The organism is Rhizobium sp. SRI_017 (assembly GCF_057586295.1).
Genome location: NZ_JBYCZP010000004.1, coordinates 207,908 through 220,267 on the forward strand (window position 1 = coordinate 207,908; position 12,360 = coordinate 220,267).

Sequence of the window (12,360 nt, forward strand, 5' to 3'; positions counted from 1 at the left end):
AGGACAGAATGAACGGAACCGCACGGGAAATCGCAAGCCTCTTCAATTCCGCGAATGGTGAAAACTGTTTGCCGAGGTTTGAATACCGTGTCCTCGCAGTCCTTGTCGAACGGCGTGCTGCGTTGGAAGGCGTTTGCCCTTCCTGGACACTGAAAGACACCGAGTAGATGCCGAAGCTTGCGTTGACTAAGTTGAGTGGAGTTATCCTGGGCGCCGCACTTGCCGTGCTGGCGACCGCGCCGGCTGCGCTCGCGCTCGATCCCAATGCCAGCGTGTCCAAGAGTGCTGGTCCGTTCGATCTTTTCCGACATGGTTTCAAGGCCTACCGCGAAGGCAACAAGGAAGAGGCCGTCGAGGCCTACCGCTACGCCGCCGAAATGGGCCATACCGGTTCGCGCTGGGCGCTTGCCACCATGTATGCCGATGGCGACGGCGTGGTGAAGAACGATTTCGAGGCCTTCAAGATCTATTCCGAGATCGCCAGCCAGGGTGTCGAGCCGGGCTCGAACGACACCGGATTCTTCGTCAATGCGCTGAAGGCGCTTGCCGGGTACTACTATCGCGGCATCCCGGAAAGCCCGGTTCACCCGGACCTCTCCACCGCGCGCCAGCTCTATTTCCAGGCGGCCTCCACCTTCGGCGATGCCGAGGCGCAGTTCCGGCTCGCCAAGATGCTGCTCGCGGGCGAAGGCGGCGAGGCCAATATCAAGCAGGCCAAGAAGTGGCTGAACCACGCCCGCCGCGAGGGTCATCCCGGCGCCATGGCCGTCTTCGGCAATGTCCTCTTCCAAGAGGGCCAGACGGTGCGCGGGCTGGCCTATATGACCGCTGCACTTGACACTTGTACGACCGCCGACCGCGAATGGCTGCAGCCGCTCCAGGAACAGGCCTTCTCGATCGTTTCGGAAGACGAGCGCCGGACGGCACTGGCGCTAGCGGTCAATATCCGCAAGGGCGCGGATTAGGCTTAGTCCAGACAGCAGTTCCGTCGCCGGCCATGGGCCGGCGTTGCTTTTTGTGCTAGCAAGAGGCGTACCGGAACAGGGCTTGTCGATAGTGACTTCCCAGCCCATTTCCGATACCACGGCTGAATTTCGTGCTCCGCAGCCGCTTTTTGCGGCGATGGATTGCAGTTCGACATCTGAGGACAAGACCATGCCCGCTTATCGCTCGAGAACCACCACCCATGGCCGCAACATGGCCGGCGCCCGCGGGCTCTGGCGTGCCACAGGCATGAAGGATAGCGACTTCGGCAAGCCGATCATTGCCGTGGTCAATTCCTTCACCCAGTTCGTGCCGGGTCACGTCCATCTCAAGGATCTCGGCCAGCTCGTGGCGCGCGAGATCGAGGCGGCTGGCGGCGTCGCCAAGGAATTCAACACGATCGCCGTCGACGACGGCATTGCTATGGGCCATGACGGCATGCTCTATTCGCTGCCGTCGCGCGAACTGATCGCCGACAGCGTCGAATATATGGTCAATGCCCATTGCGCCGACGCGATGGTCTGCATCTCCAATTGCGACAAGATCACGCCCGGCATGCTGATGGCATCGCTCCGCCTCAACATCCCCTCGGTCTTCGTATCCGGTGGTCCGATGGAAGCCGGCAAGGTCGTCATGCACGGCAAGAAGGTCGCGCTCGACCTCGTCGACGCCATGGTCGCTGCTGCCGACGACAAGATCAGTGATGAAGACGTCGCGGTCATCGAGCGGTCGGCCTGTCCGACCTGCGGGTCGTGCTCGGGCATGTTCACTGCCAATTCGATGAATTGCCTAACCGAGGCGCTTGGCCTGTCGTTGCCCGGCAACGGCTCGACGCTCGCCACCCACGCGGACCGTAGGCGGCTCTTCGTCGAGGCGGGCCATCTCATCGTCGATATTGCCCGCCGCTACTATGAGCAGGAGGACGAAAGCGTCCTGCCACGCAAGGTCGCCTCGAAGAAGGCCTTCGAGAATGCCATGGCGCTCGACATCGCCATGGGTGGATCAACCAATACGGTTCTGCATATCCTCGCTGCCGCGCACGAAGGCGACGTCGATTTCACGATGAAGGACATCGATGCTCTCTCGCGTCGCGTGCCCTGCCTCTCCAAGGTCGCGCCGGCCAAGAGCGATGTCCATATGGAGGACGTCCACCGCGCCGGCGGCATCATGTCGATCCTTGGCGAACTCGACCGCGGCGGCCTGATCAATCGTGATTGCCCCACCGTGCATGAAGCGACGCTCGGCGATGCAATCGACCGCTGGGACATCACCCGCACCAACAGTGAGGCCGTCCGTGACTTCTACCGGGCTGCTCCGGGCGGCGTGCCAACCCAGGTCGCTTTCAGCCAGAGTGAGCGCTGGGAAGACCTCGATACCGATCGCGAGAAGGGCGTTATCCGCTCGGTCGAGCACCCCTTCTCCAAGGATGGTGGCCTCGCCGTGCTGTACGGCAACCTCGCGCTCGACGGCTGCATCGTCAAGACTGCCGGTGTTGACGAGAGCATCCTGAAATTCTCGGGTCCCGCACGCGTGTTCGAAAGCCAGGACGCCTCCGTCAAGGCGATCCTCAGCAACGAGGTCGTCGAAGGCGATGTCGTCGTCATCCGCTACGAGGGCCCGAAGGGTGGCCCGGGCATGCAGGAAATGCTCTATCCGACCAGCTATCTGAAATCCAAGGGTCTGGGTAAGGCTTGCGCGCTGATCACCGACGGCCGCTTCTCCGGCGGGACCTCCGGTCTCTCGATCGGCCATGCCTCGCCGGAAGCGGCCCAAGGCGGCACGATCGGCCTCGTGCGCGAAGGCGATATGATCGACATCGATATCCCGAACCGCACGATCTCGCTTCGGGTCGATGAAGCCGTTCTGGCTGAACGCCGAGCGGAGCAGAATGCGCTCGGCTGGAAGCCAGCCGCGCCCCGCAAGCGCAATGTCACCACGGCGCTCAAGGCCTATGCCGCCTTCGCGACCAGCGCCGACCGTGGCGCCGTGCGCGACCTCAACGCCTACAGCAAGTAGGCTCGACAAGGCATTCAACGAAAAACGCGCGGGTGAAAGCCCGCGCGTCAACTTGCCGACAAAGTACTTTTGGGCTTCGAGCCGGCAACTTTGATTGCTATCCGTTCACGCTTCGATTGAGAGACGTTCCGTGAACCTTTGGTCTCTCGGAAGGATGTCGACGGTTTGTCGGCAGTCTGACCCCGGCGGTGCGTGAGCCGGGGTTCTTCTGACCGCCAAAGTAGTCAGTGCAGGATCTGGCTGAGGAACAGCTTGGTCCGCTCGTGTTGCGGGTTGTCGAAGAAGTTCTGCGGATCGTTCTGCTCGACGATCTGGCCTTGGTCCATGAATATCACGCGGTTGGCGACCTGACGGGCGAAGCCCATTTCATGGGTTACGCACAGCATGGTCATGCCTTCCTCGGCGAGGCCCACCATCGTGTCGAGCACTTCCTTGACCATTTCCGGGTCGAGTGCGGAGGTCGGTTCGTCGAACAGCATGATCTTGGGACGCATGCAAAGCGCGCGCGCGATCGCCACGCGCTGCTGCTGGCCACCCGAGAGCTGGCCCGGATATTTGTTGGCCTGTTCCGGGATCTTGACGCGGGCGAGGAAGTGCATGGCGACTTCCTCGGCCTGCTTCTTCGGCATCTTGCGGACCCAGATCGGCGCCAGGGTGCAGTTTTCCAGGATCGTCAGATGCGGGAACAGGTTGAAATGCTGGAACACCATGCCGACTTCCCGGCGAACTTCGTCGATCTTCTTGAGATCGTTGGTCAGTTCGATGCCGTCCACGACGATCGAGCCCTTCTGGTGCTCCTCGAGCCGATTGATGCAACGGATCATTGTCGACTTGCCGGAGCCCGACGGGCCGGCAATGACGATGCGCTCACCCTTCATGACCTTGAGGTTGATGTCGCGAAGCACGTGGAACTCGCCGTACCACTTGTTCATATTGTTCATTTCGACCGCGACGTCGGTGCTGGAGACGGTCAATTTCTGTGCGGCGTCAGCCATGTTTGTTTTCCCTTTTATAGTTATCGCTTGTGACCGGTGTCGAGGCGCCGCTCGATAAAGGCGGAATAGCGCGACATGCCGAAGCAGAAGATCCAGAAGGTAAAGCCAGCGAAGATCAGACCGGTAAGCGGCGTGACCGGTGTCTGCCAGGCTGAATCGCCGAAACTCGCCTTCACGATGCCGAGCAAGTCGTACATCGAGATGATGGTGACCAGCGACGTGTCCTTGAACATGCCGATGAAGGTGTTGACGATGCCGGGAATGACCAGCTTTATCGCCTGCGGCAGGATGACGAAGGTCATTTTGGCCGGGTAACCGAGACCGACCGCATCGGCGGCCTCATACTGTCCCTTCGGGATTGCCTGAAGGCCGCCGCGGATGACTTCGGCCATATAGGCCGAGGCGAAGATCGACACGCCGACAAGCGCGCGCAGGAACTTGTCGAAATGCGTGCCGGGTGTCAGGAACAGCGGCAGCAGCACGCTCGCCATGAACAGAACGGTGATCAGCGGCACGCCGCGGATCAGTTCGATGAAGACGACGCAGACCGTTTTGAGGATCGGCATCTGCGAACGGCGCCCGAGCGCAAGAAGGATGCCGAAGGGGAGCGATACGGCAATGCCGACATAGGAGATGATGAGCGTCACCATCAGCCCGCCCCAGAGCGAGGTCTCGACATGGCTGAGACCGAACCAGCCGCCAAGCAGGAGCACAAAAGAGACGATCGGCAGCGCAACGAGCAAAAGCAGGGCATTGAGCCCCTTGCGCGGCACCTTCGGCATCAGGAACGGGATCAGCAGTCCGACGAACATCGCGACCACCAGCAGTGGCCGCCAGAGCTGGTCGCGCGGATAGGAGCCGAACATGAACTGCCCAAAGCGGTTTCCCACATAGGCCCAGCAGGCGCCGCTCCAGCCCTCGGGCAGGGCCCCGCCCTGCGCGGTGGTCAGGCAGGCCGTGCGGTCGGTTCCGGCCCAAACAGCCTTGACGAACAGCCAGTTGAGGAGCCCGGGCAGGTAGTAGAGGATCACCGCGATGGCAACCAGCGTCATGATCGAATCGGTGACCGAGGCGAACAGGTTCTTGCGTGCCCAGCCGATGACAGTGGAATCGGAGAGCGGTGCCTTTTCAGGTGCGATGAACTCGCGGCGGACGTAGGAAATGTCTGTCATCTCAGCGCTCCACCAGTGCCATTTTGGCGTTGAACCAGTTCATGAACAGCGAGGTGATCAGGCTGATCGAGACGTAAATGAGCATCCAGATCGAGATGATCTCGATCGATTTGCCCGATTGATTGAGGATCGTGCCGCCGACCGCGACGAGGTCGGCATAACCGACGGCGACAGCAAGCGAGGAATTCTTGATCAGGTTGAGATATTGCGAGGTCAGCGGCGGAATGATGATCCTGAGTGCCTGCGGCAGCACGACGAGCCGTGTATTCAGGCCCGGCCTGATGCCGAGGGCGTAGGCGGCTTCCGACTGGCCCTTGGATACGCCTCTTATGCCGGCGCGCACGATCTCGGCGATGAAGGATGCCGTGTAGAGCGAGAGTGCCAAATAGAGTGCCAGGAATTCCGGCCCGATGACCATGCCGCCCTTCATGTTGAAGGAACCTGGGATCGCGTAATCGAGCGTCAACGGCATGCCCATGAGGAAGAAGACGAGCAGCGGAAACAGGATGGTCAGCCCCAGATTGACCCAGAGCACCGGCGGCCTCTGGCCCGTTGCGAGCTGGTGCCGATTGGCCCAACTCGTGAAGACGATGGCCGCGATGATGCCGAGAATGAAGGCCGCCACGACGATGCCGAAGCCTGCGCCGAAGATCGGAGCGGGCATGTAGATGCCGCGGTTCGAGACGAAGAATATGGCGCCCGGATTGTCCTTTACATGCTGGAAGATTGTGCGGATCGCCGGCAGCAGCGCGAGCACGCCCAGATACCAGAAGAAAATGACCAGCAGCGGCGGGATATTTCGGAAGATCTCGACATAGACAGTGCACAGCCGCGAGATCAGCCAATTGGGCGACAGGCGGCCGATGCCGACCAGAAGGCCGACAATGGTTGCCGTAATGACGCCGAAGAAGGCGATGACCAGCGTGTTGAGCAGCCCGACTTGGAGCGCCCGGAAATAGGTCGAGTCGCTCGAATAGGCGATGAGGGTCTGGGCGATGTCGAAGCCGGCGCGGCTGTTGAGGAAGCCGAATCCTGCCGTCATATTGGCGCGGGCAAGGTTCGCCGCGGCATTGGTCCAGGCATACCAAACAGCCCAGGCGATGACGATGATCGTGATTGCCTGATAGACGTAGCTCCTCAGGGCCGGGTTATACAGCAGCGATACCTTTGGTTGGGCATCGCCGCCCTGCAATCGGGCGTCGGTTACAGCCATTAAGAATTCCCCTGTCGTTCCGTCACCCTTTTTGCCGGGTGTTCGTTCCGGAAGGGAAGGCGGGTTATCCCGCCTTCCCGAAACCCCATTCGATCGCGGTTAGCGGATCGGCGGTGCGTATTGCAGGCCACCCTTGCTCCAAAGAGCGTTCAGGCCGCGCTGGATCTTGAGCGGAGAACCTGCGCCGACATTGCGCTCGAAGGATTCGCCATAGTTACCGACAGCCTTGATGATCTGCACGGCCCAATCCTTCGGCAGGCCGAGGTCGGCACCGATGGTGGAGTCGGCCTCTTCACCGAGGAAGCGTTTGACGTCGGGGTTTTCCGACTTCTTCATCTCCTCGACATTGGCCTGGGTGATGCCGAATTCCTCGGCGGTTACCATGGCGTAATGCGCATAGGTCACGACGTCGAACCACTTGGAGTCGTTCTGACGCACGGCTGGGCCGAGCGGCTCCTTGGAGATGATTTCCGGCAGGACCACGTGGTCGTCCGGGCTGGCCATCTTCAGGCGGATCGAATACAGGCCCGAGGCGTCAGTCGTATAGACATCGCAACGACCGGCATTGTAGGCGGCGTCAGCTTCATCCTGCGCTTCGAACACGACAGGCTTGAATTCCATCTTGTTGGCGCGGAAGTAGTCGGCGAGATTGAGTTCGGTCGTCGTTCCCGACTGGACGCAAACCGATGCGCCGTTGAGCTCGAGAGCGGACTTTACACCGAGTTCCTTCTTCACCATGAAGCCCTGGCCGTCATAGTAGTTGACGGCGCGGAAATCGAAACCGAGCTGGCTGTCGCGGCTGGCGCTCCAGGTCGTGTTGCGGGCGAGCATGTCGACTTCACCCGACTGCAGAGCCGGGAAGCGGTCCTTGGCTGAAAGCGGCGTGTACTTGACCTTGGTGGCATCGCCGAATACGGCGGCTGCGACGGCTTTGCAGAGATCCACGTCGAGGCCGGACCAGTTGCCGGACGAATCCTGAGCACCGAAACCGCCGAGATTCGAACCATTGACGCCGCACTGCACGAAACCCTTGGCCTTGACGTCATCGAGCGTGCCTGCGTGAGCGGCGGCAGCGCCGAGAGCAAGAATTGCGGCGCCGAAGGCACCGGTCAGAAGCTTCTTGTTCATTTTCCCAACCTTTGAGATTTGTTGTCGTTGTCGTTCCCCGCCGTTCCCCCTGGGAGACGCCAGGCGCTTGCCAGTTTCCCTTCCGGCATGAGCGAATGTCTAAGACAGTATCAAAAAGCCAGATAGTCAAGACCAAGCTGAGTCTTTGCCAAAAAAATTGCGGGGTTTGCCTTAATTGCGAAAAAAACGGCAATGAAGCGCGCGAGATTGGGGCAGTTTGGCGAATATTTTTGCGCGACCGACCAATTTCCTGTCTCCGTGGCAATTCAGAATTTGCCTTAGAGATCAAAGCGGAAGTATGAATGCCGCCTCGCAGGATACACAATACGGACATCTTCAATGAGCGATGACAGGAAGGATGCCGACAATTATGGCATCAACACTCGGCTGGCCCATGGCGGCTACAATCCCCGCGACTATCACGGCTTCGTCAATCCACCTGTGGTCCATGCCTCCACGGTGCTGTTTCCGGATGCCCGGACGATGGATCGGCGGGCACAGAAATATACCTATGGCACGCGCGGCACGCCAACCACCGATGCGCTCGCCGAAGCGATCAACGAGCTCGAGGGTTCGGCAGGCACGATCCTCATCCCGTCGGGTCTCGCGGCGGTGACAGTGCCGCTGCTTGCCTTCGCAAAAGCCGGCGATCACATCCTCGTCGTCGATTCCGTCTATCACCCGACCCGGAACTTCTGCGACACGCTGCTATCCAGGCTCGGCGTCGAGACGGAGTATTATGATCCCGCGATCGGTGCGGGTATTTCGCAGCTGATGCGACCGAACACGACGATCGTCCACACCGAGGCACCGGGTTCCAATACGTTCGAGATGCAGGATGTTCGTGCGATATCAAACGCAGCCCATGCCAAGGGCGCCGTCGTGATGATGGACAATACCTGGGCGACGCCGATCTATTTCAAGCCGCTCGACTTCGGTGCCGACATTTCGATGCACGCCGCCACCAAATATCCGTCGGGCCATTCCGACGTGCTGTTCGGCACGGTCTCGGCCAATGCCGAGCATTGGGATCAGCTGCGCGAAGCCAATATCGCGCTCGGCACCTGCGCCTCGCCCGATGACAGCTACCAGATCCTTCGCGGTCTCCGGACCATGGGCATCCGCCTGGAGCGGCATCAGCAGAGCGCCTTGGAACTCGCACAGTGGCTGGAAGGTCATGAGGATGTGGCGCAGGTCTTGCACCCCGCGCTGCCGAGCTTCGACGGATACGAGATCTGGAAGCGTGACTTCAAGGGCGCGTCGGGCTTGTTCTCGATCGTGCTCAGGGAGCCGGACACCGCCAAGCACAAGACACGCGGCTATGCCTTCCTCGATGCGCTCAAGATTTTCGGCCTCGGATATTCCTGGGGCGGTTACGAGAGCCTGGCCGTGATGGCCAACCTTGCGGATCGCAAGGTTGCGAAGGCACCGGAAGGTGGACCGGTCATTCGCCTGCAGATCGGTCTCGAAGACGTGGCCGATCTAAAGCGTGATATCGAAGCGGGATTTGCCGAGGCGAGGGCGGCCGGTTGACCGACCGCTAAGCCTCAGCCTGGCGCCTTATAGCCGTAGAGCCAGTCCAGATCGGCGGCGACCTGCTCGGGTCGCCGCATCCTGAGCACCAGGTCGCGAGCGACGCGGACCGGGCCGCGGGCATGATAGGCGAATTTGTTGAATGCCCCGCGCGACCGGACGCGCGAGATGCGATGCTGGCGATTGCGTTCGAAAAAGAGCAGTGCATCGGCCAGTGCCGCATTGCCGGTGGTGACGCCGGCCAGCTCATAGGCGTCCTCGATCGCCATGGCCGCGCCCTGCGCAGCGAAAGGCGTCATGGCATGCGCTGCATCGCCGATCAAAATGCGAGACTTGCCATCCGTCCAGCGGCCATGTGACACGCCGAATAGCGGCCACCAGGTCGGTTTCGGTGCATATGAGAGCAACGTTCTGATATCACGGTGCCAGGTCGAGAACTGGGCCGTCATTTCCGAGCGGAAGGCAGGATTGCAGTCCGCCGCCCAGGTCTCACCCGGATTGTTGCCGGTCGAAAGCGCCACGACATTGAATGCGCCGGCATCCTTCAGCGGATAGGCAACGATGTGGGCATTGGAGCCGACATAGGCCGTGATGTTGCGCGGATTAAGGAAGGATGGCGCGTCGCGTTCCGGGATAATGAAACGCCAGGCGACCATTCCGGTGAATTCCGGCGTGCCGGACTGCGGCACGAACTGCCGGAACTTCGACCAGACGCCATCGGCGCCGATCGTCAAGTCCGGCTTGCCGCCGCTAAGATCGTAGACTTCCGTCTCGTTCTTGCACTCGGTGTCGAGATGCAGCGAGATCAGCGGCTCGGCCTTGACATGTTCGAGCAGCACCTTCTGCAGCGTCGCACGATGGATCGAGGCATAGGGCGAGCCCCAGCGGCTGCGCGCGATGCTCTTGGTCGCTATGGAAGTAATCGGCGCGAGCGTCTGGCCCGAGACCAGACAGATATTGTCAGGCTCGCGCCAAAGGCCTTCGAGCTGATCGGCAATGCCAAGCTGGCCGAGAACATAGGTGGCATTCGGCGATAGCTGCATGCCGGCACCGACTTCCTGCAGGGCAGCGGTGCGTTCGAGAACGATTGAGGGCACGCCCTTGCGTGCGAAGGCGAGCGCACCCACCAGGCCGGCAACGCCGGCGCCCAGAATGGCAACGGATTTCATGTTCTTTCCTTGGTCCGTCCGGACCTTCGCGCTAACTTACGCGGCGCGATCGACGAAGACGCAACCGGCCGGATCGGACTGGTTGGCTTTCAGAGTGGGTTGGTACCGATAGAGCGTCGAGCAATAGGAACAGACCTTCTCGCTGTCGTCGCCCATATCGATGAAGATATGGGGATGATCGAAGGGAACGGATGCGCCGGTGCACATGAATTCCTTGACCCCGATCGCGATCGTCTTGTATCCGCCATCGTTCTGGAAATGTGGGATGCTGTGCCCGGCCATGCAATTCTCCGACCATATTGTTGTGGCGCAACATAATGGTATCGGAAGCAAATGTGTAGAGGCTATCAGCGCCATTCACATGCCGCTTTCGCATAACAGGCATGCCGCCGGAAGATCGCTAAAATGCACCTCAATAGCCCTGTTTTCTCGACATTTGCACATGATGGGATGGAATTCGCCTATTTCGACGAAGGTGAAGGGGATGGGCCGCCCACGCTCCTGATTCATGGCTTCGCCTCGTCGGCACTGGTCAACTGGGTTCAACCCGGCTGGTTGCAGACGCTCTCCAAAGCCGGCCGCCGAGTCGTCGCCATCGACAATCGCGGCCATGGGGCAAGCGCCAAACCCCACGATCCGGCAGCCTATCATCCGTCGCTGATGGCGGGCGACGCGGCGGCGTTGCTCGACCATCTCGGCATCGAGCGCGCCGATGTCATGGGCTACTCGATGGGTGCCCGCATCTCGGCTTTCCTGGCACTCGAACATGGAGAGCGGGTGCGATCGCTGGTCTGGGGCGGCCTCGGCATCGGGTTGGTACATGGGGTAGGGGATTGGGACCCGATTGCCGCTGCGCTTCTCGCGCCATCGCTCGACGATGTCGTCCACGGGCGCGGCCGCATGTTCCGTGCCTTCGCCGACAAGACGAAGAGCGACAGGCGGGCGCTCGCGGCCTGCATCTCATCCAATCGGGTACTTGTAAGTGAAGGTCAGGCGGCACGTATCCTTCAGCCGACATTGATCGCCGTCGGCACCAAGGATGACATCGCCGGATCGCCCCACGATCTCGCTGATCTCCTGCCGGACGCACGGGCCATCGATATTCCGAACCGCGACCACATGCTTGCCGTCGGCGATCGGGTGTTCAAGGCCGCTGCACTCGAATTCTATCGCGAGATTGAAAATATTTAACGAGTTCGCGGGTTCCTGCGGGCACCCATTTCTAATCGCCGCCGTATATATTATATAATGGCGGTTCGAGAGGAACGAAAAGGAGAGCCCAATGGTCGCAGCGACCGACATCCGGCCCATGGAACAGATATCTTCCATCGACCCGATCTGGGACTTGGTGAAGGCAGAGGCGAGGATTGCCGCGGACAACGATCCGGTGATGGCAACTTTCCTGTACTCGACAGTGATCAATCACAAGAGCCTCGAGGACGCGGTGATCTACCGGATCTGTGAGCGGCTCGACCACGCCGACATACCGGCGGTCCTGCTGCGCCAGACCTTCGAGGAAATGAATGGTGAGAATCCGGAATGGAGCGCGATCATCCGCGTCGACATCCAGGCCTATTACGATCGCGACCCCGTCTGCACGCGCTATATCGAGCCGGTGCTCTACTTCAAGGGCTTTCATGCCATCCAGACTTACCGTCTGGCCAACTGGTTGCTGAAGTGCGGCCGCAAGGATTTCGCGCTCTATCTCCAGAGCCGGTCGTCCAGCGTCTTCCAGACGGATATCAATCCGGCGGCGAAGATCGGTCGCGGGTTCTTCCTCGACCATGCCACCGGATTGGTGGTGGGCGAGACCGCATCGATCGGTGACAATGTCTCGATACTCCAGGGCGTCACGCTCGGCGGTACGGGTAAGGAAGCCGGCGACCGCCATCCGAAGATCGGCAATGGCGTTCTGATCGGCGCGGGCGCCAAGGTGCTCGGCAATATCACGGTCGGTGACTGCTCGCGGATCGCGGCCGGTTCGGTCGTCCTCAAGCCGGTGCCGAGCAAGACCACCGTTGCCGGTGTGCCGGCACGGATCGTCGGCGAAGCCGGCTGTTCCGAGCCGTCGCGTTCTATGGATCAGGTCCAGATCCCCATCATCGACTGAAGGTCGAACCCGTGGCCGCGGGGTTTACACCCCGCGCCTG

General features: G+C 60.8%; 11 protein-coding genes. 5 read left to right on the forward strand and 6 right to left on the reverse strand.

Annotated features, from left to right (window positions below; genetic code table 11):
• The first annotated feature begins 167 nt into the window (after nt 1–167).
• Both AC2YI2_RS11200 and ilvD read left to right on the forward strand, forming a co-directional pair.
• Nucleotides 168–965 (forward strand): tetratricopeptide repeat protein, encoded by a 798-nt coding sequence (locus AC2YI2_RS11200; protein WP_487386550.1) that lies wholly within the window; start codon nt 168–170, stop codon nt 963–965.
• A 190-nt stretch (nt 966–1,155) separates the two neighbouring features.
• Nucleotides 1,156–3,000 (forward strand): dihydroxy-acid dehydratase, encoded by a 1,845-nt coding sequence (ilvD, locus tag AC2YI2_RS11205; protein WP_487386551.1) that lies wholly within the window; start codon nt 1,156–1,158, stop codon nt 2,998–3,000.
• 224 nt (nt 3,001–3,224) lie between these two features.
• On the opposite strand, the gene AC2YI2_RS11210 is transcribed toward ilvD, so the two are convergent.
• The 4 genes from AC2YI2_RS11210 to AC2YI2_RS11225 all read right to left on the reverse strand — a co-directional run bounded on the left by AC2YI2_RS11210 (nt 3,225) and on the right by AC2YI2_RS11225 (nt 7,508).
• Nucleotides 3,225–3,995, reverse strand: coding sequence for an amino acid ABC transporter ATP-binding protein (locus AC2YI2_RS11210; RefSeq protein ID WP_487386552.1), 771 nt, complete (start codon nt 3,993–3,995; stop codon nt 3,225–3,227).
• 20 nt (nt 3,996–4,015) lie between these two features.
• Nucleotides 4,016–5,167: an amino acid ABC transporter permease gene (locus AC2YI2_RS11215; protein ID WP_487386553.1), complete on the reverse strand. Its 1,152-nt coding sequence runs from the start codon at nt 5,165–5,167 to the stop codon at nt 4,016–4,018.
• Between the two features lies 1 nt (nt 5,168).
• Nucleotides 5,169–6,380 carry an amino acid ABC transporter permease gene (locus AC2YI2_RS11220; protein WP_487386554.1) on the reverse strand — a complete coding sequence of 404 codons (1,212 nt, stop codon included), beginning with the start codon at nt 6,378–6,380 and terminating at the stop codon, nt 5,169–5,171.
• Between the two features lie 99 nt (nt 6,381–6,479).
• Nucleotides 6,480–7,508: an amino acid ABC transporter substrate-binding protein gene (locus AC2YI2_RS11225; protein WP_487386555.1), complete on the reverse strand. Its 1,029-nt coding sequence runs from the start codon at nt 7,506–7,508 to the stop codon at nt 6,480–6,482.
• Nucleotides 7,509–7,847: 339 nt separating this feature from the next.
• On the opposite strand from AC2YI2_RS11225, the gene AC2YI2_RS11230 reads away from it, so the two are divergent.
• Nucleotides 7,848–9,041: a cystathionine beta-lyase gene (locus AC2YI2_RS11230; protein WP_487386556.1), complete on the forward strand. Its 1,194-nt coding sequence runs from the start codon at nt 7,848–7,850 to the stop codon at nt 9,039–9,041.
• Nucleotides 9,042–9,055: 14 nt separating this feature from the next.
• On the opposite strand, the gene AC2YI2_RS11235 is transcribed toward AC2YI2_RS11230, so the two are convergent.
• Together AC2YI2_RS11235 and AC2YI2_RS11240 are read right to left on the reverse strand one after the other, a co-directional pair.
• Nucleotides 9,056–10,210, reverse strand: a complete 1,155-nt coding sequence (locus tag AC2YI2_RS11235) for an FAD-dependent monooxygenase (protein ID WP_487386557.1) — start codon at nt 10,208–10,210, stop codon at nt 9,056–9,058.
• Between the two features lie 36 nt (nt 10,211–10,246).
• Nucleotides 10,247–10,492 (reverse strand): zinc-finger domain-containing protein, encoded by a 246-nt coding sequence (locus tag AC2YI2_RS11240; RefSeq protein WP_487386558.1) that lies wholly within the window; start codon nt 10,490–10,492, stop codon nt 10,247–10,249.
• Between the two features lie 123 nt (nt 10,493–10,615).
• On the opposite strand from AC2YI2_RS11240, the gene AC2YI2_RS11245 reads away from it, so the two are divergent.
• Both AC2YI2_RS11245 and cysE read left to right on the forward strand, forming a co-directional pair.
• Nucleotides 10,616–11,401: an alpha/beta fold hydrolase gene (locus tag AC2YI2_RS11245; protein ID WP_487386559.1), complete on the forward strand. Its 786-nt coding sequence runs from the start codon at nt 10,616–10,618 to the stop codon at nt 11,399–11,401.
• 91 nt (nt 11,402–11,492) lie between these two features.
• Nucleotides 11,493–12,320 (forward strand): serine O-acetyltransferase, encoded by an 828-nt coding sequence (gene cysE / locus AC2YI2_RS11250; RefSeq protein WP_487386560.1) that lies wholly within the window; start codon nt 11,493–11,495, stop codon nt 12,318–12,320.
• The last annotated feature ends 40 nt before the right edge of the window (nt 12,321–12,360 follow it).